This window comes from Streptomyces sp. NPDC004721 (assembly GCF_053601495.1).
Genome location: NZ_JBSGBZ010000010.1, coordinates 83711 through 109385 on the forward strand (window position 1 = coordinate 83711; position 25675 = coordinate 109385).

22 protein-coding genes and 1 pseudogene are annotated in these 25675 nt (G+C 73.4%); 10 read left to right on the forward strand and 13 right to left on the reverse strand.

Annotated elements, in window-relative coordinates; translation table 11 throughout:
- Positions 1 to 21: 21 nt before the first annotated feature.
- The 3 genes from ACWEK3_RS11660 to ACWEK3_RS11670 form a co-directional block, all read right to left on the reverse strand.
- Positions 22 to 420, reverse strand: coding sequence for a VOC family protein (locus ACWEK3_RS11660; RefSeq protein WP_450542680.1), 399 nt, complete (start codon positions 418 to 420; stop codon positions 22 to 24).
- An 89-nt stretch (positions 421 to 509) separates the two neighbouring features.
- Positions 510 to 1445 (reverse strand): M48 family metalloprotease, encoded by a 936-nt coding sequence (locus ACWEK3_RS11665; protein ID WP_450542678.1) that lies wholly within the window; start codon positions 1443 to 1445, stop codon positions 510 to 512.
- Positions 1442 to 1816 carry a BlaI/MecI/CopY family transcriptional regulator gene (locus ACWEK3_RS11670; RefSeq protein ID WP_361410751.1) on the reverse strand — a complete coding sequence of 125 codons (375 nt, stop codon included), beginning with the start codon at positions 1814 to 1816 and terminating at the stop codon, positions 1442 to 1444. Before ACWEK3_RS11670 ends, ACWEK3_RS11665 begins: the two co-directional genes overlap by 4 nt.
- Before the next feature lie 329 nt (positions 1817 to 2145).
- Here ACWEK3_RS11670 and ACWEK3_RS11675 point away from each other — a divergent pair, with 329 nt between their 5' ends.
- A complete protein-coding gene (locus ACWEK3_RS11675; RefSeq protein ID WP_450542676.1) occupies positions 2146 to 2853 on the forward strand; it encodes a dienelactone hydrolase family protein in 708 nt (235 codons plus the stop codon).
- Positions 2854 to 2899: 46 nt separating this feature from the next.
- Here the strand turns inward: ACWEK3_RS11675 and ACWEK3_RS11680 are convergent, their stop codons facing one another.
- The 3 genes from ACWEK3_RS11680 to ACWEK3_RS11690 form a co-directional block, all read right to left on the reverse strand.
- On the reverse strand, positions 2900 to 3808 hold the full coding sequence (locus tag ACWEK3_RS11680) for an aldo/keto reductase (protein WP_450542674.1): 909 nt from the start codon (positions 3806 to 3808) through the stop codon (positions 2900 to 2902).
- 55 nt (positions 3809 to 3863) lie between these two features.
- Entirely contained in the window at positions 3864 to 5234 is a 1371-nt protein-coding gene (locus ACWEK3_RS11685; RefSeq protein WP_453249582.1) for an RICIN domain-containing protein, read from the reverse strand.
- 382 nt (positions 5235 to 5616) lie between these two features.
- Positions 5617 to 5973 carry a YciI family protein gene (locus ACWEK3_RS11690; protein ID WP_450542671.1) on the reverse strand — a complete coding sequence of 119 codons (357 nt, stop codon included), beginning with the start codon at positions 5971 to 5973 and terminating at the stop codon, positions 5617 to 5619.
- A gap of 240 nt (positions 5974 to 6213) precedes the next feature.
- On the opposite strand from ACWEK3_RS11690, the gene ACWEK3_RS11695 reads away from it, so the two are divergent.
- The 3 genes from ACWEK3_RS11695 (at position 6214) to ACWEK3_RS11705 (ending at position 10046) form a co-directional block, all read left to right on the forward strand.
- Entirely contained in the window at positions 6214 to 7746 is a 1533-nt protein-coding gene (locus tag ACWEK3_RS11695; RefSeq protein ID WP_450542670.1) for an SDR family oxidoreductase, read from the forward strand.
- Between the two features lie 104 nt (positions 7747 to 7850).
- On the forward strand, positions 7851 to 9224 hold the full coding sequence (locus tag ACWEK3_RS11700) for a cryptochrome/photolyase family protein (RefSeq protein ID WP_453249583.1): 1374 nt from the start codon (positions 7851 to 7853) through the stop codon (positions 9222 to 9224).
- Between the two features lie 117 nt (positions 9225 to 9341).
- Positions 9342 to 10046 (forward strand): sigma-70 family RNA polymerase sigma factor, encoded by a 705-nt coding sequence (locus ACWEK3_RS11705; protein WP_450542667.1) that lies wholly within the window; start codon positions 9342 to 9344, stop codon positions 10044 to 10046.
- A 34-nt stretch (positions 10047 to 10080) separates the two neighbouring features.
- Here the strand turns inward: ACWEK3_RS11705 and ACWEK3_RS11710 are convergent, their stop codons facing one another.
- On the reverse strand, positions 10081 to 10848 hold the full coding sequence (locus ACWEK3_RS11710; protein WP_450542757.1) for an ArsR/SmtB family transcription factor: 768 nt from the start codon (positions 10846 to 10848) through the stop codon (positions 10081 to 10083).
- 143 nt (positions 10849 to 10991) lie between these two features.
- Here ACWEK3_RS11710 and ACWEK3_RS11715 point away from each other — a divergent pair, with 143 nt between their 5' ends.
- On the forward strand, positions 10992 to 11258 hold the full coding sequence (locus ACWEK3_RS11715; RefSeq protein WP_141364363.1) for a GlsB/YeaQ/YmgE family stress response membrane protein: 267 nt from the start codon (positions 10992 to 10994) through the stop codon (positions 11256 to 11258).
- A gap of 72 nt (positions 11259 to 11330) precedes the next feature.
- Here ACWEK3_RS11715 and ACWEK3_RS11720 read toward each other — a convergent pair whose 3' ends face one another.
- Both ACWEK3_RS11720 and ACWEK3_RS11725 read right to left on the reverse strand, forming a co-directional pair.
- Positions 11331 to 12107 carry a GNAT family N-acetyltransferase gene (locus ACWEK3_RS11720; protein ID WP_450545723.1) on the reverse strand — a complete coding sequence of 259 codons (777 nt, stop codon included), beginning with the start codon at positions 12105 to 12107 and terminating at the stop codon, positions 11331 to 11333.
- A 130-nt stretch (positions 12108 to 12237) separates the two neighbouring features.
- Positions 12238 to 12903 carry a chaplin family protein gene (locus ACWEK3_RS11725; protein ID WP_450545725.1) on the reverse strand — a complete coding sequence of 222 codons (666 nt, stop codon included), beginning with the start codon at positions 12901 to 12903 and terminating at the stop codon, positions 12238 to 12240.
- Between the two features lie 263 nt (positions 12904 to 13166).
- On the opposite strand from ACWEK3_RS11725, the gene ACWEK3_RS11730 reads away from it, so the two are divergent.
- A complete protein-coding gene (locus tag ACWEK3_RS11730; protein WP_450545757.1) occupies positions 13167 to 14771 on the forward strand; it encodes an alpha/beta hydrolase in 1605 nt (534 codons plus the stop codon).
- Positions 14772 to 14777: 6 nt separating this feature from the next.
- Here ACWEK3_RS11730 and ACWEK3_RS11735 read toward each other — a convergent pair.
- Positions 14778 to 15818, reverse strand: a pseudogene (locus ACWEK3_RS11735) (asparagine synthetase B family protein); the annotation flags it as partial.
- Between the two features lie 292 nt (positions 15819 to 16110).
- Here ACWEK3_RS11735 and ACWEK3_RS11740 point away from each other — a divergent pair.
- Entirely contained in the window at positions 16111 to 17211 is a 1101-nt protein-coding gene (locus tag ACWEK3_RS11740) for a baeRF3 domain-containing protein (protein ID WP_390728672.1), read from the forward strand.
- Positions 17212 to 17282: 71 nt separating this feature from the next.
- Here the strand turns inward: ACWEK3_RS11740 and ACWEK3_RS11745 are convergent, their stop codons facing one another.
- Positions 17283 to 17696, reverse strand: a complete 414-nt coding sequence (locus ACWEK3_RS11745) for an SsgA family sporulation/cell division regulator (protein ID WP_390728673.1) — start codon at positions 17694 to 17696, stop codon at positions 17283 to 17285.
- Positions 17697 to 18113: 417 nt separating this feature from the next.
- Here ACWEK3_RS11745 and ACWEK3_RS11750 point away from each other — a divergent pair, with 417 nt between their 5' ends.
- Complete coding sequence (locus tag ACWEK3_RS11750; protein ID WP_453249584.1) at positions 18114 to 19568, forward strand: PP2C family protein-serine/threonine phosphatase; 1455 nt, start codon at positions 18114 to 18116, stop codon at positions 19566 to 19568.
- Positions 19569 to 19589: 21 nt separating this feature from the next.
- On the opposite strand, the gene ACWEK3_RS11755 is transcribed toward ACWEK3_RS11750, so the two are convergent.
- Positions 19590 to 21083 (reverse strand): DNA-binding protein NsdB, encoded by a 1494-nt coding sequence (locus ACWEK3_RS11755; protein WP_450545731.1) that lies wholly within the window; start codon positions 21081 to 21083, stop codon positions 19590 to 19592.
- Positions 21084 to 21316: 233 nt separating this feature from the next.
- On the opposite strand from ACWEK3_RS11755, the gene ACWEK3_RS11760 reads away from it, so the two are divergent.
- Positions 21317 to 22456 carry an aminoglycoside phosphotransferase family protein gene (locus tag ACWEK3_RS11760; RefSeq protein ID WP_390728676.1) on the forward strand — a complete coding sequence of 380 codons (1140 nt, stop codon included), beginning with the start codon at positions 21317 to 21319 and terminating at the stop codon, positions 22454 to 22456.
- 324 nt (positions 22457 to 22780) lie between these two features.
- On the forward strand, positions 22781 to 24760 hold the full coding sequence (locus ACWEK3_RS11765; RefSeq protein WP_453249585.1) for an N-acetylmuramoyl-L-alanine amidase: 1980 nt from the start codon (positions 22781 to 22783) through the stop codon (positions 24758 to 24760).
- Positions 24761 to 24836: 76 nt separating this feature from the next.
- On the opposite strand, the gene ACWEK3_RS11770 is transcribed toward ACWEK3_RS11765, so the two are convergent.
- Positions 24837 to 25334 (reverse strand): hypothetical protein, encoded by a 498-nt coding sequence (locus ACWEK3_RS11770; protein WP_141364343.1) that lies wholly within the window; start codon positions 25332 to 25334, stop codon positions 24837 to 24839.
- Positions 25335 to 25675: the final 341 nt, after the last annotated feature.

Genomic DNA, 25675 nt, shown 5'->3' on the forward strand with positions numbered 1-25675 from the left:
GCGGTGGTGGCGTTCGGCGGGTCAGCCCGCGTCGGGGGCGGGCTGGAGCAGGTCCCAGCGATTGCCGTACAGGTCCTCGAAGACGGCGACCGTGCCGTACGGCTCCCGGCGCGGCTCCTCCAGGAAGGTCACGCCCGCCGCCCGCATCCGGGCGTGGTCGCGGGCGAAGTCGTCGGTGTGCAGGAAGAACCCGACGCGTCCGCCGGTCTGATCGCCCACCCGGGCGCGCTGGGGCGCGGTCCCGGCTCGGGCCAGCAGCAGGGCGGTCCCGGCCCCGTCGCCCGGTTCGACGACGACCCAGCGGGAGCCGTCCGGGCGCGGGGCGTCCTCGGCGAGACGGAAGCCGAGCGCTCCGGTGTAGAAGCGGATCGCCTCGTCGTAGTCGTCGACGACGAGGGTGATCAGGGCGATGCGTCTCATCGGGGCCTTTCGGAGCGGGCGATCGTCGGGTGAGGTTATACGTAAAACGTCGTTGGCGCCAGTCATCCCGGGCACCGGTCGGCAGGGGTTCAGCGGGAGGTGTCGCCCTGGGCGACCTCGACCCGGTGATGGAAGTCGATCATGCCGGTCGCCGAGGCGGCGAAGGAGACCGCGGCGCAGGCCATCAGCAGCGCGGCGATCCGGGTCGCGGCGCGGCGCGTGACGTGCGGGGCGGTCAGGAGGGCCTTGACGCGGTGCGGGACCGGGCCGGAGGTGGCGGCGGGGGCGAACTCCGGGCGCACGGAGCGGGCCTCCTGGCCGGCCAGGGCGGCGCGCGCGATGGCGCGGGCGGTCAGGCGGCGGTCACCGACGGCCGCGGCCGCGGCCTCGTCGGCCGCGCGCTCGGCCGCGAGGCGGATCGCCCCGCGGACCCGCCGCAGCGCGGGATGGCAGTGGGCGGCGAGCTCGGCGGCGGCCAGGAAGTAGTGGTGCCCGCCCCGGTTGTGGGCCCGCTCGTGGGCGAACAGCGCCTCGCGCTCGGCCGCGTCGAGGCTGCGGAGCATCGCGGTGGTGACGACGATGCGGTGCGGGCGGCCGGGCAGCGCGTAGGCGTCCGGGTGCGGGGAGTCCACCACGCACAGGTCGCCGGCGGCGGGCCTGCGGCCGGCCTCCGTCTGCGCGCTGCGGAAGGCGCGGAACTCCCTGAGCGCGGCGCGCCCGAGCGTCCACGCGCACACGGCGAGCGCCCCGACGGAGACCGCGGCCGTCGGGACGACCACCAGGTCGGAGGCGGTGGGCAGCGGGTGGACGAGCTTGCCCAGCGCCGCGACGAGGGGCAGCTTGAGCAGGCCGGAGAGGACGAAGGCGCCGAGCGCGGCGACGGAGCAGCCGGCGAGCACGACCGCGAAGAGGGTGATCATCCACAGCGCGGTGACGGGGGCGAGGCGGTCGAGCGCGCGCCGGGCCAGCGCCGGCGCGGCGAACGGCAGCAGCAGGGGCAGGAGCAGAAGCAGGGCTGGGGTCATCGCTCACCTGATTCGAGCAGGTCGCGCAGGACGCGCTCGTCGTCGGGGTTGAGCTGGGCGACGAAGCGGGCGAGGACCGTCTCGCGGTCGGTGTCGCGGTCGAGCTCGGAGTGCATGCGGCGGGCGGTCAGCCCGTGCGCGTCCTGGACCGGGTAGTAGGCGTACCCCCGGCCCTGGCGGCGACGCTCGACCACGCCCTTGTCGTGCAGCCGGGTCAGGATGGTGGTGACCGTGGTGCGGGCCAGCCCGGCGCCGAGGCCCAGCTGGACCTGGCCGGGGGTCCGGGGGGCGCCGGCCGCCCACAGGACGGCCATGACGCTGGCTTCGAGCTCGCCGGCCGGCCTGCGTTCATCCTTGTCGTCGTCGGTCATGGGTACTTCCTCACCCCGTCGTCACCCACAGTCGTAGATCGTCTACATGATTGTAGTCAGTCTGGCGCCGTGATCCGCTCGCGGCCTCGCCGCCCGCCCATTATGGAAGGAGCCGCCGGGAATGGCCGCGGGGATGCGCGCACCCGCGCCCTGGTGCGCTCCGGCGGCCCGCCGCGCGACCGGACCGCCGGCAGTAGCGTACGAAGGGGCGCGAACCGGACCGTGAACGGCGGGCGGAATCGGCACGGCGAACGCGGTAAGGATCCGTGGAGGCCCTCCGTCAGCCCCGGCGGGGCGCCGATCCGCAACCCGGCAAGGAGTTGAGCGCCATGTCCGAGCGGCCCAGGCCCGCCGAGACGCCCGCCCGGCAGAACGTCACCTTCCCGAGCGCGGGAGTCACCGCGCACGGCTATCTCGCGCTGCCCCCGTCGGGCAGCGGTCCGGGCGTCCTCGTCATCCAGGAGTGGTGGGGGCTGACGGACCACATCGCCGACGTGGCCGACCGGCTCGCCGCCGAGGGCTTCGTCGCCCTGGCACCCGACCTGTACGGCGGCAGCGTGGCGCACGACGCCGACGAAGCCCTGCGGATGACGAAGGCCCTGCCGGTCTCCCGCGGTGTCGAACTGCTCTCCGGCGCCGTCGGTCATCTGCTGTCCCTGCCAGAGGTCACCTCCGGCACGGTCGGCGCGGTCGGCTTCTGCATGGGTGGCGGGTTCGTGCTGTACCTCGCGGCGATCGAGCCGCGGGTGAGCGCGGCCGTGCCGTTCTACGGCGTCGTCCGCGGCGAGCTGCCCGACTTCTCCGGGCTGCGCGCCCAGCTCCTCGGCCACTACGGGGAACAGGACCGGAGCATCTCGCCGGAGCAGGTCGAGGAGCTGGGCGAGACGATCCGGCGGCAGTCGGGCGTCACCGCGGACTTCCGCCTGTACCCGGCCGGCCACGCCTTCTTCAACGACCACCGCCCCAGCCACGAGCCCGGCTCGGCGGACCGCGCCTGGCAGAGCACCGTGGCGTTCCTGCACCGGCAGCTGGACTGACCGTGACCGGACGCCGCGGCCGGGGCCGGCGGGCGCGGGAGGACGCTCAGTCGGTCCCGGTGTGCAGTGCGTCGAGACCGGCCATCTCCTCCTCTGTGAGGCGCAGGGCGCCCGCGGCCACGTTCTCCGCGAGGTGGTCGGGGTTGCCGGTGCCGGGGATGGCCAGTACGTGCGGGCCCTGCTGGAGGGTCCAGGCGATCCGGACCTGTGCGGGTGTCGCGTCGTGGGCCTTCGCGACGGCCGCGACCTCCTCGTCGTGCGCACCGCCCGCCGCCCCCTGGGAGCCGCCCTCCCCGGCGATGGCGAAGAACGGCACGAAGGCGATGCCCTCCTCGCCGCAGACCCGCAGCAGTTCGTCGGTGCCCGGGTCGTGGAGATCGAGCCCGAAGCGGTTCTGCACGCACACCACCGGCGCGATGGCGCGGGCCTCTTCGAGGTGGCGGGGCTCCACGTCGGAGATGCCGAGGTGGCGGATCAGGCCCTCCTCGCGCAGTTCGGCGAGCGCGCCGAAGTGCTCGGCGATGGAGTCCTGCCCCATCCGGCGCAGGTTCACCACGTCCAGGTGGTCGCGGCCGAGCTGACGCAGGTTCTCCTCGACGTGGCCGCGCAGGTCGTCGGGGCGCGCGGAGGGGCCCCACTCCCCCGAGCAGTTCCGGAACGGACCGACCTTCGTGACGACGACCAGGCCGTCCGGGTACGGCGACAGGGCGCTGTTGATCAGCTCGTTGGCGGAGCGCCGGGCGGAGAAGTAGAAGGCCGCCGTGTCGATGTGGTTCACGCCGAGCTCGACCGCCCGGCGCAGGACGGCGATCGAGCGGGACCTGTCGCTCGGTGTGCCGAGGTGGAAGGCGGCGCTGCCCGTCAGCCGCATCGCGCCGAGGCCGATGCGGTGGACGGGCAGGCCGCCGAGTTCCCAGGTGCCCGCGGCGTCCGCGGTGATCGATTCGGAGGTCATCGGCGGAGTCTCGCACACCCGCGTGCCGCGGTCCCGTGCGCCGTACGGGCGGATGTCAGGGATATGCGTGCGTGTTCAGCGCATCCACGGCCGCCGCGGGGCCGCCCAGGTCGTAGCGGTCCACGGCGAGGAAGTTGGGCTTCTTGCGTGCTGCGGGCTCGCAGAACCGCTGGGCGCGGTCGGCGAGTTTGGTGTTGTCGGTCTGTGCCGTGGCGGCGATCGTGCTGTCGCGGAAGTGGTTCATCACGAACAGCGGCCGGAAGCCCGGCTCGGTGTGCGTCAGCGGGATGTTGAGGTCGGCGCCGTACCAGCGGCTGTGGCAGGACCAGTCGGACGCGCCGAGGCCCGGCCCCATCGACCAGTGGTTCTCGACCGTCCACTCGCGCTGGTACATCACGCCGAAGCCGTCCCGGGTCAGGCCTGCGGCCTCGTCGGCGGAGCGGCTGTGGTCGGTGAAGATCAGCAGCCGGTCGTTCGCCGCGATCAGGTCGGCCATCCGGGGCCAGCCGCCGTTGCGCACTCCGGTCCGGTCGGGCCGGTAGAGCACATCGGACAGGCCGCGGACACGGGCGAGTTCGGCGCGCAGGACGCCCGGATCGACGTAGTCCTCCAGGAACACGGTGACGAACTGGTCGGGGTGCGCCTTCAGGAAGTCCACCATGCGCTGGAGGTCCACCCACAGGGCGACCGGCCTGCTGACCAGCGTGCAGCTGTTGTGGCAGAGGATCGCGCCGTCCGGGGTCTGGTGGATGTCCAGCATGAACCCGCGTACACCGTCGGAGAGTTGGTGGTCGATGCCGCGGCTCTGGTTGGGGAAGAGGTTGACGAACGGCGGGGCGAAGCCGCCGTCGGCTCCGTTGGCGTAGGCGTTGTGGGCGGTGAGGAAGGTGACCTGGTCGAGGGTGCGCCGGTCCGCCGGCGGCATGGGCCGGGTGTTCGGCGTCACCGGGGTGAGGTACCAGCGGGCCAGGTCGCCCGTGGACCCGATGGCCAGCGGGGCGGGGTAGTTGGCGCCGGACGGCTTGGCCGCGACGGTCAAGTAGCGTTCGATGCCGGGTGACTTGAGCGTGTACTGGTCGTCTCCGGCCGGTGCGATCTCCCAGGCCGCCTCCGCGCCGGCGCAGGCGACGGTGCGCGCCTGGTCGCCCGAGCGGCCGAGGCAGGTGCCGGTCAGGTCGGCGTTCTCCAGGACGTACGACGGCCCGTTCGCCCTCAGGTTCCACTGCTGGTGGTCCTCGTCGCCCCTGGGGTTGTGCTGTTCCACGGCGCCGGCACCGGCTGCCGCCGCGGCCAGACCGGTCGTGACGCTCTGGACGTAGTACGCCCCGGCGGCCGGAGCCTGTGCCGTGGCGCTCGCGGGAGCGGGGGGCGCCACGACGGCGGCGAGCGCCGCGGTCGTGGCGAGCAGCGCGTGGGGGGTGCGCATGGCGGTGTGCCCTTCGTCCGGACGGTGGCCGCGCCCCCGGGAGAGCGCCCCGGCGGCCGATGACACCGTCGGCCAGGATGGTCAGGCGCATGACACCACGCACGGCGGCCGGACGTCAGCGGAACAGGTCGGCGCCCGGGACGACTTCGAGGACCCGGTAAGCACGGCCGCACCCCCGCGAGGCCGGACGGAGCCGGTCCTCGCGTGCGTGCGCCGGCAGTACCGGGCACGGTGGGGGGCGGCCGCGGTGGGGGGTTGGGGGCACTCAACCGCATTGGCCTGTACCAGTCAAGGGTATAGACCAGTCAAATCCCTTGCTCCGGTGGGCCGGAGACGGCGCGGCCGTACTCGGCGCCGGCCTCGACGGCGTCCGCGCCGGGCATCAGTCCCCGGCCGGATGCAGGAACGGCCGCACCTCGATGGGGAGGGTGGTGGCCAGGCCGGCCTTCCGGCCCCACTCCAGGGCCGCGTCCAGGTCGGACGCCTTGATGAGGCACAGGCCGCCCAGGTACTCGTCGCCCTTGGTGTAGGGGCCTTCGGTGACCCGCACCTCACCGCCCCGGGGGCGCAGGACGACGGCGGTCTCCGGGCCGTGCAGCCCGCCGGCGAAGACCCAGGCGCCCGCCTCGCGCAGCTCCTGGTGGAAGCCCTCGACGTCGCGCATGATCCGCGCGAGCGCCTCGGCCGAGGGCGGCTCGCCCTCGGCCGGCTGGATCACGCTGAGCAGGTAGTACTTCATGACGTTCTCCTTGGCGTCGTGCCGTCGTCCCACCTCGTACACGAACGGCGGGCCGCACCGGCACCTCGCCCGACGGCCTCGGCGGAATCCTTTCCCCGGCCGGCGCGCTGCGGCAGCCTCGGCCACGCGATCGGCCCACGGAAAGCGCCGGGCACGCATCCGCGAGGGCCGTCCCGGTGGAAGTGATGGAGAAGTGATCCGGACGGTCACAAGGCACCGACATACGAGGGACCGAGGCCGATGAACGGTGAGGACACGGGCGACGGGCCGCTCTGCCTGGTGACGGGCGCCACGGGGTACATCGGCGGCCGGCTGGTCCCGGAACTGCTCGACGCCGGCCACCGGGTGCGTTGCCTGGCCCGCTCCCCCGGCAAGCTGCGCGACCATCCGTGGGCGGCTCGCACGGAGGTGGTGCGTGGGGACGTCACCGACCCGGAGTCGGTCGCCGCGGCCCTGCGGGACGTCGACGTCGCCTACTACCTGGTGCACGCCCTCGGCACCGGCAAGGACTTCGAGGAGACCGACCGCCGGGCCGCGCGCGTCTTCGGGGAGCGGGCCCGGGCCGCGGGCGTGCGGCGCGTCGTCTACCTCGGCGGCCTGACCCCCACCGGTGTGCCGCGGCGGGAGCTGTCCCCGCATCTGCGCTCGCGTGCGGAGGTCGGCGCCATCCTGCTGGCCTCGGGTGTGCCGACCACCGTCCTGCGCGCCGCCGTCATCATCGGCTCCGGCTCCGCCTCCTTCGAGATGCTGCGCTACCTCACCGAGCGCCTGCCCGTGATGGTCACCCCCAGCTGGGTGGGCACCCGCATCCAGCCGATCGCCGTGCGCGACGTCCTGCGCGTCCTGGTGGGCAGCGCGCGGATGCCCGCCGACGTGAACCGGGCCTTCGACATCGGCGGGCCGGACGTCCTGACGTACCGGGACATGATGCTGCGGTACGCGGCGGTGGCGGGCCTGCCCCGCCGGGTCATCGTCCCCGTCCCGGTCCTCACCCCCCGTCTGTCCAGTCACTGGATCGGCCTGGTCACCCCCGTACCGGCGGCCATCGCGCGGCCGCTCGCCGAGTCGCTGCGCCACGAAGTGGTCTGCCGCGAGCACGACATCCTGCGGTACGTGCCCGACCCTCCCGGGCATCCGATCGGCTTCGACGAGGCGGTGCGGCTGGCCCTGCGACGGGTCCGCGACGCGCAGGTGACGACCCGCTGGTCGTCCGCGTCGGTGCCCGGCGCGCCCAGCGACCCCCTGCCCACCGATCCCGACTGGGCCGGTGGCAGCCTCTACACGGACCGGCGGGAACGCACGGTGGACGCCCCGCCCGAGGCCCTGTGGCGGGTCGTCGAGGGCATCGGCGGCGACCACGGCTGGTACTCCTTCCCCCTCGCCTGGGCGCTGCGCGGCGGCCTCGACCGGCTGGCGGGCGGGGTCGGGCTGCGCCGGGGCCGCCGTGACGCGCAGCGGCTGCGGGCCGGCGACTCGCTCGACTTCTGGCGCGTGGAGGAGATCGAGCCGGGACTGCTGCTCCGGCTGCGGGCCGAGATGCGGCTGCCGGGTCTGGCCTGGCTGGAGATGCGCGTCGGTACCGACGCCCGGGGCCGCACGCTGTACCGCCAGCGCGCGGTGTTCCATCCGCACGGGCTGCTGGGGCACGCCTACTGGTGGAGTGTCTCGCCCTTCCACGCGCTCGTGTTCGGCGGGATGGCGCGCAACATCGCCGGGGCGGCGGCCGAGCAGGCCCGGCTCACCCCGGCGGGGGAACGCACCTCCGTGCGCTGACGCCCGCATCCGCCGGACGCGCCGCGCCCGAAGCGATCCGAGCGCTCCGGAGCGTTCCGGAGCGCTCCGTCCGGCCTTTCCCGTCCCCTCCACGGAGACCGCACATGAACGTCTCGGTCGTCCTGTTCACCGCCGACCTGCGGGTGCACGACCACCCGCCGCTGCGCGCCGCCCTCGACGGCTCCCGGCACGTCGTCCCGCTGTTCGTCCGCGACCGGGCCGTGGACGGGGCCGGCTTCGCCGCCCCGAACCGGCTGGCGTTCCTCGCCGACTGCCTCCACGGCCTCGACGCGGAACTGCGCTGGCGCGGCGGCCGGCTGGTCGTCCGCGGCGGCAGCCTCGTCGACCAGGTGTGCGAGGTGGCCCGCGACGCCGATGCCGACGAGGTCCACATGGCGGCCGACGTCAGCGGCTTCGCCCACCGCCGCGAGGAGCGGCTGCGGCGCGCGTTGGAGGCGGACGGACGCCGGCTGCACGTGCACGACACGGTGACCACGGTCGTCACACCCGGCGCACTGACACCGTCCTCCTCGGACCACTTCGCCGTCTTCACCCCCTACTTCCGGCAGTGGTCGGGGCAGCGGCTGCGCGCTCCGCTCGGCGCCCCCCGCACCATCCGCGTGCCGGACGGCGTCGCCTCCGAGGAGCTGCCTTCCCGGCCGGCCGCCGCGGACCTGTCGGCGGGACTGGCGCCGGGCGGCGAGGCGGAGGGCCGCAAGCGGTTGGCGGCCTGGCTGCGCTCCGGCGTCGGCGCCTACGAGGAGCGCCACGACGACCTGGCCGGCGACGCCACGTCCCGGCTCTCCCCTCACCTGCACTTCGGCACCCTCTCGCCGGTCGAGCTCGTGCACCGGGCCCGCGGCGCGGGCGGTCCGGGCGCGGAGGCCTTCGTACGGCAGCTCGCCTGGCGCGACTTCCACCGCCAGGTGCTGGCTGCGCGGCCCGCCGCGGCGAGCGCCGACTACCGCACGAAGCACGACCGGTGGCGGTCCGAGCGATCGGCGCGCGAGGACGTCGAGGCGTGGCGGGAGGGCCGCACCGGCTACCCGATCGTCGACGCGTCCATGCGCCAGCTGCTGCACGAGGGCTGGATGCACAACCGGGGCCGCCTGCTGACCGCCAGCTTCCTCACCAAGACCCTGTACGTCGACTGGCGGGTGGGCGCGCGGCACTTCCTGCGGTACCTGGTCGACGGCGACATCGCCAACAACCAGCTCAACTGGCAGTGGATGGCGGGCACCGGCACGGACACCCGGCCCAACCGGGTGCTCAACCCGGTCATCCAGGCCAAGCGGTACGACCCCGACGGCACGTACGTACGCCGCTGGGTGCCCGAACTCGCCGGGCTGGACGGGCCGGCCGTGCACGAGCCGTGGAAGCTCCAGGGGCAGGCGCGGGCCGCCCTCGACTACCCGGACCCGGTCGTGGAACTGTCCGAGGGACTGGCCCGCTTCAAGCGTGCCCGCGGACGCGAGTGAGGAGCCGCGCCCGTCCGGGAAACGACGCAGGATCGATGCAAGTTGAGGGGGCACGCCGGGGCTCACACGATGGCGGCACGGGGGCGAGCCCCGGGAACCGTCACAGGAGCCGTCGTCATGACACCGCATCCGACCTCCGTCCTGACCGACACCGCGCATCCCGCTGCCGCGTCGGCTTCCGCTTGTGCTTCCGCTGCGGACCGTCTCGCGGAGGTGTCCGCGCGGGCACCCGACGAGGAGCTCGCGCGCGGCCTGGTGGCGGGCGACGACGCCTGCCTCGCCGCCGCCTACCGCCGCTGGTCGGCACTGGTGCACACGCTGGCCTGGCGGTCCCTGGGAGACCCCAAGGAGGCGGAGGACGTGACCCAGCAGGTCTTCCTCGGCGTCTGGCGGGGCAGGCACGGCTACCGGCCCGAACGCGGCCCGCTCGCCGGGTGGATCGTCGGCATCACCCGGCGCAAGATCGCCGACGCGCTGTCCGCCCGGACCCGTCGTGGGGAACTGGTCGCGGCCGCCGGGTCGGCCCTGGGCACCGCCGATCCGGCCGGCGGCCGGCCGGAGGCCGCCCTGGACCGCGTCCTGGTCCGGTACGAGCTGGACCGGCTCCCGGCCGCCCAGCGGCGTGTGCTGCGTCTGGCCTTCTTCGAGGACCTGACCCAGACGCAGATCGCGGCGCGCACGGGCTGGCCGCTGGGCACCGTCAAGAGCCACGCCCGCCGGGGCCTGCACCAGTTGCGCCGCCGCCTGGAGCCGCAGGCGTGCGGTGAGGACCGGTATGCGATGCACGAACGGTGCGAGAAGTCCGGACCGGCCCGCGCGTGAGCGGACCGGCTGCCCCGGGACCAGCTCCCCCGGGTCAGTGACCGGGCACCAGCCAGGGCTCCTGGGGAAGCGGACTGCCCGTCTCCACGAGGGACTTGAGATTGGACAGGACCGCGGGCCAACCGCCCGAGACGTCGGCGAGTTCGCCCTCGTCGTTGAGGTCCTCGTGGGTGACGGTGAGGCGGACGATGTCCCCGTGCGGCCGGATGTCGAAGGTGACCCGGGAGTGCCTGTCGGGCCGCTCCGCGTCCTCGGGCGCGGCCCAGGTCGTCACCAGACGGGTGGGGCGGTCGGCCTCGACCACGGCGCCGACCACGTCGGCGACGCCCGAACCGTCCGTGCGGACGTGCTCCCAGCGGGAGCCGGGCCGCCAGTCCGAGACATTGCGGTGGCCCCAGTACACGGCGGTCAGGTCGGCGTCCGTGAGGGCGTCCCAGACCGTTTCGGGCGTGCTCTCGATGTAGATGACGTACACATAGCTCGGCGGGTTGGCCATGGCTTCCTCGGCTCGTCGCTTCACGGCGCCCAACGCGCTCAGACGCGGGCGTTCGAACTTGTCGATCCACCGCTCCTGGATCTCGTGGAGCGGGACCGGATTGAGGTAGTGCAGCTTCTCCCGCCCCCGCCGCACCGTGCTGACCAGGTTGGCGGCCTCCAGTACGGCCAGGTGCTGGGTGACCGACTGGCGCGTCATGTCGATGCGCGCGCACAGCTCGCCCAGCGTCAGCCCGTTGTGCTCGTGCAGACGGTCCAGCAGCCGTCTGCGGGTCTCGTCGGCGAGTGCCTTGAAGACCGTGTCCATCCCCGAGTCGCCGCGTGATTGCACACTCCAGTTATGCAGGCATTTGCCTGCATGTCAAGCCGGGGCGGTGGAACCGACCGGTGTGGCTCCGGTTCCAGCGGGCATTCGAAGGGCGCGGGGGTCACGACGCAGAGGGGCGGAAGATGGAGATCACCGGCATCATCAGTGCCATCGTCATCGGCTTGATCATCGGTGTCCTGGGACGGCTCGTCGTTCCCGGCCGCCAGCACATAGGCGTTCTCTGGACGATCCTCATCGGCATCGTGGCCGCCCTGGTCGGTGCGGCGATCGCCTCCGCACTCGGTGTCGCCGACACCAAGGGGGTCGACTGGATCGAGTGGCTCATCCAGATCGCCCTCGCCGCGGTGGGTGTCACCGCGCTGGACCGGGCGAAGGCGGGTCACCGCTGAGCCGGCACCCCGGCTCGGCCCGGGAGGCGGGTCACCGCTGAGCCGGCGACCCCGTTCGGTCCGGGAGGCGGCTCACGGCTCGTACACGTACGGCGTCGTGGTGGTCAGCGCGACGAAGCCGAGGCGTTCGAGGATGGGGCGGCTCTGGCTGGAGGCGTCGACCTGGAGATAGCGGTAACCGCGGTCGGCGGCGGCACGAGCGCGGTGGGCGACGAGGGCGCGGTAGATGCCCCGGCCCCGCCAGCCCTCTGCGGTGCCACCGCCCCACAGGCCCGCGAACGGCGTCCCGGGCACCAGCTCCATGCGCGCCGCGCTCACCGGCACGTCACCGGCGAGGGCGACGACGGCGACGAGCGTGTCCGGCTCGGCGGCGAGCCGGGCGAGGAGGCGGTGGCGCAGACGGGAGCCGTCCGTACCGAACGCCTGCTCGTGCACGCCGACCAGCAGGTCGACACCCGCCTCGTCGGTGACCGTGCGCAGGCGGACGCCCTCGGGCGGGTCGGCGTCGAGGTGCAGATCGGCGATCTCGCCGACCATCAGCGCCTCCTGCGGCTCGGGGGTGAAGCCGGCGGCCAGCAGGCGCCGCCCGAGGTCCGCGGGGCGGTCGTGCCCGTACACCTTCCACTCGAAGGCGAGGCCGGACTCGCCGTAGCGGGCCGTCTGTTCGGCGATCGCGGCGTCCACGGAGGCCTCGTCCAGGTCCGACCACAGCACGCCGTTCCAGTCCTGCTCCGCGCCGACCTGGCGCACCACCTTCCCGGCGCGCTCCACGCGCAGGCCGGGGCCGTCGGGGCGAGCGCCCTCGCGCAGGTCCCGGTCGTACAGGGCGAGTACCGCGGTGTGATCCATACGCCGACTGGAACAGACCGCAGACGTCCACGGCAACAGGTTTACGGTGCGGGTCCCTCGGGCGTGGTCCCCACCGGGCGGAGGCCCACCGGTCAGGTCCGGTGGGCCTCCGCCGCGGTCGCGGGCCGCGTCAGCGGTACGCGGCGGGCCGGAAACGCCGGTACAGGACGGCTCCGCCGAGCACCAGGGCCGCCCCCGCGGCCGCTACCGGCACGGTCTGATCCGCGCCGGTGTGGGCGAGCGACGCCTGCGCCTGGGGCACGGCCGCGGGCTCGGGATGCGTCACGGGCCTCGGCAGCGGCTGCGGCTCGGACCGCACGGGCGGCACAGGCGTCGGGGCGACGTGGTCGCCCGGGGTGTTGGTGGACGTGTTGCCGGAGGCCGGGTTGCCGATGCCCCCCACGTTCACGCTGTTGCCGGTGACGTTCACCGGAACGTGCACGGGCAGCTGGATGGTGTTGCCGGAGACCACACCCGGGGAATCCTGTGAGCCTGCCTGTGCCGCCGCGCCGTCGGCTGCCGGCTTCCGGTCCCTCCCGTCGGACGCGTTGGCGCACCGGTTGCCCGCCGCGGGGTTGAGAAGCCCCACCACGTCCACGGTGTTCCCGCACACGTTCACCGGAACGTCCACCGGCAGCTGGATGGTGTTGCCGGAGAGCACACCGGGCGAGCCGACCGCGGCACCCTCCGCCGCGGCGCCGCCGTCCGCCGCGAAGGCGGACACCGGCATGGCCATCGCCATCGCGCCGGAGGCGGCGGCCACGGCGATCACACTGTTCCGGGTGACCCGTTTCATAGGTTCCCTGCCTTCCAGACATGGTCGCGGGCGCTCACCCGCATCCCGTAAAACGCTGGTGAAGGATTTGGGGTTATGGCCTGTCGTCCTTTCACTCCATCGGGGGGCCTGTTATCGAACGTGCGCGAAGCCGCCGATGCCGGGCGGTGGGTCCCGGTGCGGCGACCGTGCGGCCGGCCGCCGGGAGGCGGCGTTCAAAGGGGCCTCCTAAGGTGGGCGAAGGCCTGTTCCCGGTCCGCGGCGGAGCGTTGCTGGAGGCGCCCATGCTGGCCAAGCTGTCGACGCGGCGCGCGGCCCGGCGCGGTGCGTGCGTCGGGGCCGCCACGCTCGTCCTTCTCGGCGCGGGACTGCCCGCGGGGGCCGACGGCGACGTGCCGGACCTGAACCGGTTCTACCGCCAGAGGGTGGCGTGGTCGGCGTGCGAGGCGGGCGCCCCGAAGGACATGCAGTGCGGCAAGGTCACCGTTCCCCTCGACTACGCGCACCCCGGCGCCGGCAGCCTCGACCTCGCCCTGGCCCGCTACCGGGCCACCGGCCCCTCGCGGGGCTCGGTGCTGCTCGACTTCGGCGGCCCCGGTGTCGCGGGCGTGCCCGGACTGACCAACGACGGCAGACGGTTCATGGACCTGACCAACGGCTACGACGTGGTCGCCTTCGACCCGCGGGGCGTCGGCAGGTCCTCTCCGGTCGGCTGCGGCCTGGGCACGGACGACCGGGCCTCGCAGCTGACCAGTGGGAACGGGAACCTCGGCGACCCGAAGGTCGCCCGCGAGAAACTCACGGCCTGGCAGCGGACGGCCGCCGAGTGCGCCCGGCGCTCGGGCCCGGTCCAGGCGCACATGGGCACCGTCGACGCGGCCCGGGACCTGGACGTGATCCGTCAGGCGCTCGGCGACGACCGGCTCGACTACCTGGGCTTCTCCTACGGCACCCGGCTCGGCGCGGTGTACGCGGCGCTGTTCCCCGGCAAGGTCGGCAGGATGGCCCTCGACGGGGTCGACACCCTGACCGAGCCGCCGGCGGAGCAGGGGCTGGTCGCCGCCGAGGCGCAGCAGACCGCGCTCGACGACTTCCTCGACTGGTGCGTGCGGGACCTCGCCTGCCCGCTGGGCGACGACCGCCGCGCGGCCGGCGACCAGATGGTCCAGCTCGTCCGCTCGCTCGACGCGAACCCGGTGCCGAACGGGTTCGGCGGCAGGCTGTCGGGGCAGGACCTCGCCCGGGCCGTCGGGCAGGCGCTCTACAGCAGGCGGTTGTGGCCCACCCTGGAACGGGCGATGGCCTCCCTGGTGGAGGACGGTGACACGCACGGCATCGAGGCCTTCACCGCCGGGGGCGGCGCCCTGCCGGAACGGCGCAGCGCGCCGCGTCCGGCGGACGGCGGACTGGTCGGCTCCGCCGAGATACCGTCCGACAACCAGCCCGCCGCGACCATGGCGGTCAACTGCGCCGACGACCCCGACCGGCCCGGCGCCGCGCAGCTCACCAGGGACCTCGGCCGGCTGAGTACCGAGTACGAGCAGGCCTCGCCGGTCTTCGGCCGCGCCCGGCTGAACGAGCTGCTGATGTGCTACGGCCGTCCCAAGGGCACCGACTTCATCCGCGAGAAGGTGAAGAACGTCGACACGGCGAGGATGCTGCTGGTCGGCACCCGCGGCGACCCGGCGACCCCGTACCGCTGGACGCTGGAGACGGCGCGGCGGCTCGGCCCGTCCGCCGTGGTGCTCGACAACCGGGCCGACGGGCACACCGGGTACCTGTCCTCCCGGTGCGTGCACAAGAAGGTGAACGACTTCCTGCTGTACGGCTCCCTGCCGGCCGACGGCAGCTCGTGCGGCGCGGACCGGGAGCCGGACGCGAGCGGCTGACCGGCCTCAGCCGGAGACGATCCGGGGCTGGTACAGGTCCAGCCAGACGGCCAGGTCGAGCGTCCGCTCCAGGCCGCGTCGCGCCGCCTGGTTGCCGCCGAGGGGGGTGTCGCTGTGCGCGAGGCGGCGCAGCCGTTCCTGGTCCACGAGGTCGAAGACCGGGTGCCCCGGCCGGCCGAGCAGGTCCTTGGCGTGGTCCTGGAGGGCGAGGGCGTACTTGGGGTCCTGGGTGGACGGGTAGGGGCTCTTGACCCTGTCGTAGACGGACTTGGGCAGCAGGTCCGCGGTCGACTCCCGTAGCAGGCTCTTCTCCCGGCCGTCGAAGGACTTCAGGGCCCAGGGCGCGTTGTAGACGTACTCGACCAGGCGGTGGTCGCAGTAGGGGACGCGGACCTCCAGGCCGACCGCCATGCTCATCCGGTCCTTGCGGTCGAGCAGGGCCCGGACGAAGCGGGTCAGGTGGAGGTGGCAGATCTGCCGCATCCGGAACTCGAAGTCGCTCTCGCCGTCGAGGCGGCTCACGGCGCCGATGGCGGTGCGGTAGCCGTCGGCGACGTAGGCGCGCAGGTCGAGGGCCCGGGCGAGGTCGGGGCGCAGGACACCGGCGTCGTCGCCGAAGTCGCGCTGGAAGCGCACCAGCCAGGGGAAGGTGTCGACGCGGCGCGCCTCCTCGTCGAAGAACTGCTGGTAGCCGCCGAAGACCTCGTCGGCGGACTCGCCGGACAGGGCGACGGTGGAGTGGTCCCGGATGCTGCGGAAGAGCAGGTACAGGGAGGAGTCCATGTCGCCGAAGCCCATCGGCAGGTCGCGGGCGCGGACCACCTTCCGGCGGATCTCCGGGTCGGCGAGGGCGTGCGCGTCGAGCACGATGTCCTGGTGGTCGGTGCCGGCGGCGCGCGCCACGTCGTGCACGAACGGCGTGTCGGGGGTGGCGCGCAGGTCGTCGGCGACGAAGTGGTCGCTCTGCCCGACGAAATCGACGGCGAAGCTGCGCACCTTCTCGCCCTGCTCGGCCAGGCGGAGGGCGGCCAGCGCGGTCAACGCGGACGTCACCCGGTTGCCACCGTGGCCCGCTCGTTCCGGCCGCACTTTGCTTCCGGAACATTGCGGAAAGGGCCTCGTACCAGGGGTGGAGCGCCGGGAACCGGGCAAGGGCAAAGACTTCTCCAATGTCGGCGAACGGGGCCGCGCCGACCCGTGCGACCCGGCTCGCGGGCGGTCCCGGACGGGGCACGCCGCAGGGCCCGCGGCACCTCCGGCGCCGTACCAGCGAAAGGCCCCGCGCGCCAGTCGAGTTGCCCCGAATGCCTGAAGTGCGAATCGGACCTATCGTGCTGTCATGGAGCACGAGCTGAGTCCCTCGATCCTCACCGAGCTGCGGCGTCCGCGCCCCTACCCGGCGGTGTCGGTGCTGACGCCGACACACCGCCGCGAGCCCGACAACGCACAGGATCCGGTCCGGCTGCGCAACGTCGTGGCCGAGGCCAAGCGGCAACTGGAGACCAACCCCCAGGTCAGCCGGGAGCAGCGCAACGACGTCGTCCGGCAGCTCGACCAGGCGCTCGCCGAGGTGGACCTGACGTACGCCGAGGACGGACTGGCGATCTTCGCCGCCCCGGGCGAGCACCAGGTGTGGTCGCTGACCCGTACCGTTCCGGAGCGCGTGGTCCTCTCGGACACCTTCCTGACCCGCAACCTGGTCTCCGCGCGGACCGCCGAGCGCCCGTTCTGGATACTGTCCGTCTCCGCGGACCGCGTGACGCTGTGGAGCGGCGGCGTCGACCGGGTCACGGAGGACCACACCGGCGGCTTCCCGCTGACCAGGAAACTCGTCGAGAACTTCGACGCCGAGCGCCGGATGCAGATCGGCGACGCGCCGAGCACGTTCCGGGACCAGAGCACCCGCCAGTTCCTGCGGGAGGCGGACGGCGCGATGAGCGCGGTCCTGCGCGAGCATCCGCGCCGGCTGTACATCACCGGCGAGCCGGCCGCGCTGTCCGCCCTGGAGGAGGTCGGCAGCGTCGCCAAGTGCGCGGTGCCCGTCCAGCACGGCGGTCTGGCGCACGCCACCCCCGAGGCCGTCTGGCGGGCGATCGGGCCCGTGCACGGCGAGGAGACGCGGGGCGACACCGAGGCGGTGGCCCGGGAACTGGAGGGGGCCCGCGGACGCAAGGAGTACGCGGCCGGCGTCGACGAGGTCTGGCAGACCGCGCGGGAGGGCCGGATCCGGCTGCTGGCCGTCGAGGAGAACTACCGCGTGACGGTGCGCGACTCCGCCGGCGGCCATCTGGTTCCGGCGGAGAGCGAGGAGCCGGGCGCCCGCGAGGACATCGTGGACGAGATCGTCGAGCAGTGCCTGGAGACGGGCGCGGACGTGCGCTTCGTTCCCGACGGCACCCTGGGCGACGCGCAGGGGATCGCCGGAGTGCTGCGCTACTGACGCCGGCGCGGGCACGGCCGCGCCGGGCACCGGGGCCCCTCCGGGGAGGCCCGGCGCGGCGGGCCGCCCGGTCAGACCGTGCCGAAGAGGGCGCTCAGACCGCGGTCGACGGCCGTGGCGAGGTCCTCCTGGCCGGACGCGACCACCGCGTAGCTGCGCAGCAGGAAGCGGCGCAGCGCCGGGGTGTCGAACTGGAGCAGGGCCAGGCCGGCGGGCGAGTGCAGCTCCAGCACGGTACGGGACCCTCCGCACGGCCACAGGTGCACGTCCCCGGCCCCGGCCTGCCCTTCGAGTCCTTCCTCCAGCAGGGCGCGGGCGAAGGTCCACGAGACCGCCTCGCCGTCGAGGGAGGCCTCGGGCGGGAAGTCGACGTGCACGGCCAGCGGGTCGGTGGAGGCGTAGCGCAGGGTGGCGGGCACGGGGAGTTCCCGCCCGTCCGCGGTGATCAGGCGGGCGCGGGCGGACTGCTCGAGAGTGGTGTCCATGGTCGGTCTCCCCTGCGGGTCGTCAGGTCGGCCGGTTGTGCCGTTGTCCTTAGGAGCCCGAAGGGGCCGTTCGCATTACGCATGAGCCCCAACCAATCCATGTGACCTACGTCACTTCTTCGGTGATCGGCGGCAGGCAGCCCGCCGGGAGGGAACACACGACCGTAGAACACACGCTTGAATATCCGGGCACCGCCTCCGAACGACCGCCAAATCGCGTACGTCGTCTACGCCTTGGCCACCGGGGCGGCTACACCAAAAGTGCCGGTCAGCCGCCCGGGGAAGACTGTGGCATATGCCGGATGCACCCTCGCATCGCGTCTTGCCAAATCCCTTACGGGGCGCCGCCGGCTGTGCAACAGTCGTAGCGGTCCCTCCCGCCGCCTCGGCCCTACCGTCCCCGCATCGGAGTGCGCCATGCCGCCCCACGTGTCCGCGGACCGCTCCCCCGCCCAGCCACCAGGGCGCGGGCCGGTCGACGCGCTGATATCGCAGGCGCGCCGGCTCAAGGGCGAGGTGGACGCCGTACGGCGGGACGCTCAGGGCGACGCCTCGGATCCACGGGGCCGGTGGGAGCGTGCGCTGTGCGACCTGGCGCTGCGCCAACTCAGCGATATTGGCGAGCACTTGGCGCAGTTACGGGACGGCCCGGAACCGGTGCACACGGCACCGGCGGCCGAGTCCGGCACGCCGACCGCCCCACCGCACGGTCCACTGCTCAGCCGGGTCGGCAGCGCCGAGTGGAACCTGCTGACGGACGAGGCCGCCTGGTCGGGCGAGTTGTTCCTGATCCTCGGCCGCGACCCCGCCGTTCCCCCACTCACCCTCGACGAACTGCCCTCCGTGGTGCTGGACGAGGACCGGCCCCGGCTGACCGCCATGGTCACCGACTGCCTGGTCGACGCCAAGCCGATCGACGGGGAGTTCCGCATCGTGCGGCCCGACGGAGCCGTCCGCGCGGTGCACATGATGGGCGAGCCCGTGCTCGACGCAGACGGCGGCACCGCCTCGATGTGGGCGGTGCTGCGGGACGTCAGCGAACTGCGGCTCAGTCAGTCGGCGGTGCGCGAGACCCGTGACTCGCTGCACCGCCACCGGCGTCGCACGCAGACCGAGCACCGGCTCGCGGTCGAGCCGCAGGAAGCCGCGCTCCCCCCGTGGCGCGGCTCCCTGCGGCTCCCGCGCCGGGGCCGCCCGAGGCTCGACCTGGCCGCCCACCACCTGCCGTCCTCCACCGGCACGCCGATCGGGGCCGACTGGTACGACGCGCTGGAACTGGCCGACGGCGACACCCTGCTCAGCGTCGGCGGACTCACCGGCCGCGGGCCGGGCATGACCTCGGGCACGGCGATGCTGCTGGGTTCCCTGCGCGGCATGGCGATGGCGGGGGCCCGGCCGGGACAGCTGATGACCTGGCTCGACCAACTGCTGGACGCCACCGTGCAGCCGGCCCTGGGCAGCGCCGTCTGCTGCCGCTACCGGCCCGCCACCCGCACCCTGACCTGGGCGAGGGCAGGACACCCCGCCCCGCTGCTGTTCCGCGGCGGGACGGGGCGGATCCTGGACGCCCCGGACGGCGTCCTGCTCGGCGCCGCCTCGGGAACCTCCTACGGGCAGGCCGAGGAGACCCTGGAGACGGGCGACCTGCTCCTGCTGCACACCGACGGACTGGTGCCGCGACGGGAGTCCGCGCGCTCCGGCGCAGCCGAGCGTGAGGGAAGGACGGCCACCGCACACCGCCTGCTCGACCTGGCCCCGCGGTTCACCGCGGCGCGCCGCGCGCAGGAGTGCTTACGGACGGTCGTGGAGGAGTTCGGCGGAACCGGGCGCGAGGACGACGCCTGCGTGCTGGTCGCCCGAGTGACGTCGTAGCCCGCGTACGGAACCGGGACCCTACGCCGGTGCGCTGCCCGTGTTCCTGCCCTTCGGCTTGGGCAGGGCCAGCCGGATCTCCTCCCGCAACTCGCCGACCTTCGGATAGGTGGCGTACTCGGCGGTGAGCCGGTACATCTCGCGCAGCCGGTCCCAGGTGCGGCGGGAGGAGTTCGATCCCATCGCCATCAGGGCCAACCGTGCGTACCGGTCCGCCTGTTCGGGGTCGTCCGCGATGAAGCAGGCGGAGGCCATGGACAGATGGTCGAAGATCTTCGACCGCTCGCGTCCGTCGACCCGCAGGGACAGGGCCTTCTCCGCGTAGTGCTGGGCGTGCGCGGCCGCGTTCGGGTCGTGCTCCGCCAGCGTGCGGTACGCGAGCGCCGTCATCCCGTACAGGTCCTCGTCCTTGAAGGTCTGCATCCAGTCGAGCGGCTCCGCGTCGCCGGTTTCGGAGACGAAGAGGTCCTCCGCCTGTCCGAGGGTGCGGCGCATCGCCTGGCCCTTGCCCATCGAGGCCTGGGCCCAGGCCTCGATGGTGTGGAACATCGCCTTGGTGCGCGGCTGGAGGCGGTCACCCGCGCCGGAGTGGGCGAGCTTCATCAGGTCCAGCGCGTCGTCGGGCCGGCCCAGGTGCACCATCTGGCGCGCCGCGCGGGACAGCGCCTCCCCGGCGCGCGGCCGGTCGCCGCCCTCCCTGGCGGCATGGGCGGCGATGACGAAGTACTTCTGGGCGGTGGGTTCCAGGCCGACGTCGTGGGACATCCAGCCGGCGAGGACGGAGAGGTTGGCGGCGACGCCCCACAGGCGCCGCTGGAGGTGGGATGGGTGGCGGTAGGCGAGCATGCCGCCCACCTCGTTGAGCTGGCCGACCACGGCCTTGCGTTGCAGCCCGCCGCCGCGGGCGGCGTCCCAGGCTCGGAACACCTCCACCGAGCGTTCGAGTTCCTCGATCTCCTGCGACCCGATGGGGGCGGCGTCGTAGCGGTCGAACCCAGCGGGGTCGGCGTGCAGGGGATGGTCGAGGGCTGGAGTGTCTGCCTTGAGTGTCGGATCGGATTGCAGCCAGTCGTGCATGGCGCTGCTGAGTGCGGAGCCCGCGGCGAGCGCGGCGCCCGCGCCCACCAAGCCGCGTCGGTTGAGCATGAGGTCCATTCCCGTGAATTCGGTGAGGACCACGGCGGTGCGCTCGGGCGCCCACGGCACTCCGTCGGGATGTTCCGCACTCCCGTCGACCTGCCGTTTCCCTGTACGCCCGTGCCGCACCAGACCGAGGTCCTCGATGGTCACGACACGGCCGAGACGCTCGGTGAACAGGGCTGCCAGCACTCGCGGTACGGGATCGCGCGGGATCTCTCCCATGTCGATCCAGCGCCGCACCCGAGAGGTGTCGGTCGCCAGCTGGGGGTGGCCCATGGCCGCCGCCTGCCGGTTGACCAGCCTCGCGAGTTCCCCTTTGGACCAGCCGGCCAGGCCGAACAGGTCCGCGAGACGGGTGTTGGGTTGTCCTGTCACGTCAAGCCCCCAGGTACTCGGCTGAGTTGACAGTAGACCCGCCGCGACTTGCCGGGCGACTATTCGCCAGGGTTCGCCAGGGTGCGCCACATGGTGTGCCAGTGCGCACCGGGTGTCAGGTAGGAACGCGCCACCCCGACCCGGTCGCCGAGGGACATTCCCCAGGGTGCACCCGGGCGCCGGGCCGGGAGCGCGCTGAAGCATCAGGCACACGAAGGGATCGGTCCCGCCACATGTATGCAGCATCGTCCTCCGTGTCCGCCCCGCCCCGGTCGCTGCGTGCCCGCCCGGGCACCGGCGGCCCCCACCTCGACCCCCTTCGTCCGGCGGCCCCCGGGCTCGGTGCCGGCCGGACGCGGCACGCCGTGGGGCCCGGCACACAACCATTGAGCGGGAGACTCGACCTGTCCGGCCCGCAGGGCGCGCAACTGCGCACGGCGATCGCCTCGGTGCACCGGATCTGCCCGGAGTTCTCTCCGGTGCAGGTGCTGCGCCGCAGCGGCCGGTCCGTGCTCCTCGTCGGCACCATCGGCCGCAGCACGGCTGTCGCCAAGTGCTTACTCGACCACTCCCCGGCGTGGGCGGAGCGGTACCGGCATGAAATAGCCGCATACCGCTCGTTCGTCCGGCATCGGCCCCCGGTCCGGGTGCCCCGGCTGATCGCGGCGGACCCGGACAACTGCACGCTGGTGATCGAACGGACGCCGGGACGGGTGGCCGCTCTGCAACGGCACCCGGTGGAGGCCCCGCCCCGGGCGGACATCGGGGCTGCCCTGGGCGCGATCTGCCGGCTGAACGCCTGGCGGCCGCCGGCGGGCACGTTCGACGCCCCGCTGGACTACGCCGCCCGCATCTCCCGGTACCACGAGCTGGGTCTGCTCACCGACCGGGACCTGGGTGACCTGCAGAAGCTGCTGCACGGCATCGCGCACGCCGCGGGCCGGCAGGGCATGGGCCAGTTCTGCCACGGCGACGCGCTGCTCGCGAACGTCCTGCTCTCCCCGGCCGGTCCCGTGCTGGTGGACTGGGAGCACGCGGGCTGGTACCTGCCGGGCTACGACCTGGCGACGCTGTGGTCGGTTCTCGGGGACGCGCCGCTGGCACGGCGGCAGATCAGCCAGATCGCCCAGTCGGCGGGCCCCGCCACGCGGGACGCGTTCCTGGTGAACCTGATGCTCGTGCTCACCCGGGAGATCCGCACCTACGAGACGGCCGTGCAGCGCTCCATGCACGATACGGCCCCGGCGGCACCGGGCACGGCCCACCCGGGTGCTGCTCCGTCCGGCGAGGAACAGCGGCTGCTGCTGCGGCGGCTCCACGACGACTGCCAACTGGCCCGCCGGGCCGTACGCGCAGCCGTCGGCACTCGCTGACGGGGACAACGGTCCGCGGGCACCCATCGACCCGGGTGCCCGCGGTCCTTTGTCATGCCCGGACATCTCCGCCGGCCGCCCCCTTCGCCCCCCTTGCCCGGCTCTCGTTCGGCTCTTTCGGAGTAGCGGCCGCAGGGGCCATTGGTGTAAGCCACTGACGCCGCGCAGGCCTTGGGGGCGTCGTGCCGAAACTCGCCGAGATGCCGCTTGACATGGGAAATCGCCTTGCTGCGCGCATGATTGACGGATCGTCGGACAACCGGTACCACTGATCCACGCCGACCCCGCACGCCCCGCTACGCCCGAGCGCCCCAGGAGGCTGCATTGCGAGGATCCGCCATCGACCCCCGACCCCTGCCGAGACGCAGAAGCACGCGCAGCGCGGCGGGAGTCGTCGCCTCGGCGGCGCTGCTGCTGCCGCTGCTGGGCGGCACCCCGTCCGCGGGCGCCGCCACGGATGACACCGGCAGGTTACAGCGGGCGTTCGCATCCGCGTCCGCCGAGTACCACGTGCCGCTCAGCGTCCTGCTGGGCGTGTCCTATCTGCAGTCGCGCTGGGACGGGCACGACGGCGCCCCGAGCGTGACCGGCGGCTACGGGCCGATGCACCTGACCGACGCGCGCACCGCGCTCGCCGAGGCCCCGCACCACGGCGAGGGCACGGAGGACGCGCGCGGGGACGACGCGCGGGCCGCCCTGCGCCCCGAGGCGAAGGTGCCGGCGGAGTCGGCCCTGCCCGCCCGGCTGAAGACGCTGCCCGAGGCGGCCGAGCTGACCGGGATCCCCGCCGGGCGGCTGCGTGCGGACGAGTCGGCGAACATCGCGGGCGGCGCGGCCCTGCTGGCGGCCGCCCAGAAGAAGCTCGGCGAGCCGCTGAGCGCGGATCCGGCTGCCTGGTACGGCGCGGTGGCCCGGTTCTCCGGCGCGGACGACCGCGCGACGGCGGCGGCCTACGCCGACGATGTGTACAACGTGATCCGCTCCGGTGAGCGGCGCACCACCGATACGGGCCAGCGGGTCGTCCTGGCCGCGCGGCCCGGCGTCGCCCCTCGCACCGCCCAGCTGGCGATGACGGCCCTGTCGTACCGCTCGGCGAAGGGTACGGAGTGCCCGGCCTCGGTGTCCTGCGAGTGGATCCCGGCGCCGTACGAGGAGTTCGGCGGTGACGACTACGGCAACCACGATCTGGGCGACCGGCCGAAGGCGCAGTCCATCCGGTACATCGTCATCCACGACACGGAGGGCCGCTGGGACGGCGTCCTCAACCTGATCCAGGACCCCACCTATGTGTCCTGGAACTACACGCTGCGCTCCACCGACGGGCACATCGCCCAGCATGTGAAGGCCAAGGACGTGGCCTGGCACGCGGGCAACTGGTACATCAACGCCAAGTCGATCGGCCTGGAGCACGAAGGTTTCCTCGCCTCGCCGGACGCCTGGTACACGGAGGCGATGTACCGGTCCTCGGCGCGGCTGGTGAAGTACCTCGCGCGGAAGTACGACATCCCGCTGGACCGGCAGCACATCCTCGGCCATGACACCGTGCCCGGGCCGACCACCGCGAACATCCCGGGCATGCACACCGACCCGGGCCCGTACTGGGACTGGCGGCACTACTTCAAGCTGCTGGGCCGCCCGTTCGAGCCCTCCGCGGGCAAGAACGGCGGCCTGGTGACGATCCGCCCCGACTACGAGGCAAACCGGCCCGAGTACACGGGCTGCGTCACCAGCGGCCAGCCGTGCGCGGCGCACGGCTCCAGCGAGGTGCGGCTGTACTCGCAGCCCGACACCTCCTCGCCGCTGATCAAGGACATCGGCCTCAGGCCGGGCGGCAGCCCGTCGACGATCGATGTGAACGACGTGGCCTCGCGGGTGGAGACCGGGCAGCAGTACGCGGTCGCCGACCGGCAGGGCGACTGGACGGCGATCTGGTACCTGGGCCAGAAGGCCTGGTTCCAGAACCCGGAGAAGCAGCAGACGGCGGTGGACGCGGCCGGAACGGTGGTGACCCCGAAGGCCGGGCTGGACAGCGTGCCGGTGTACGGCAGGGCCTACCCGGAGGCAGGGGCCTATCCGGCGGGCGTGCCCGTCCAGGCGGTGTCGCCGCTGCCGTACAAGCTGCTCGCGGGCCAGACGTACGCGGTGGGCGACCTGCAACCGGGTGAGTACTACTACTCGACCACCTTCACCACGGACTCGCACCGGGTGGTGGTCGGCAAGGACATGTACTACCAGATCCAGTTCGGCCACCGAGTGGCGTTCGTGCGGGCCGCGGACGTGCGGGTGGAGCCGTCGTCCCGGTAGCGGGCCGAGGTCGTCCACCGTACGAGAACGTGAGGGGCCGGTCCCGTGAGGGCCGGCCCTTTCGCGTGGCGCCCGGTCAGCCCTGCTGGAACAGCTCGGCGGGCAGCGGCTTGAGCAGGGCGTACAGGTCGTCGGTGATCGGCCGGTCCCAGGCGGCGATGGTGACCAGGACGCCGTCGCTGCGGTCGAACTGCACGCAGGAGATACGGCTCTCGGAGAGCTTGAGCCGGCGCACGATCAGGAGGTTGTCGCCCTGGAGCACGGGCATGTCCTCGCTGCCGACGACGGTGACCTCCTCGTCGTTCTCCAGGGCCAGCAGCAGCTGCGCCACCTCGAAGGGCACCTCGCCCTCGGCGACCTCGCGGGCGACCGAGCCCTCGGGCAGATTGCCGATGATCATCGCGGTGCCGCGGCCGCCGAACAGGTCGTAACGCAGGAACACGCCCTGGCAGGTGCCGTCGGGCGCGGGCAGCAGACCGGCGCCCAGGTTGCCGGGCCAGTCGCCCGGGTCCATGGCCAGGACGTCGAAGTCGGGCCCGGCGGGCGTGGCGTTGCGGCGGCGGAGGAACGACATGCCGCCATGGTACGTGCCCCGGCCTGTCACGTGGCGTGAGGGAGGCCACCGACCGGGGGTGGAATCACCCGGCGCCGTGCACACGGTGGCGCGCGTGGTGGCGGCTCGTCTCCGCCGGCCGTCGGCACTGGTCGGGAAGACGATCAGCGGCATGGGCGGGCCCCACCGCGTGGGCGGTGTGAGCGAGCCCCACCGCGTCCGCGGTGTGGCCCGCCTCCTCGGTCCAGTGCCGTGTGGGCGGGATGTGAGTGCGCGCGGCGGGCGGGTCGGTGCCGGCGTCGCTCGGCGGGCCGGGTCGCACGGCGTGGACGAGGAAGCCGCACGGCGTGGACGAGGAGCGC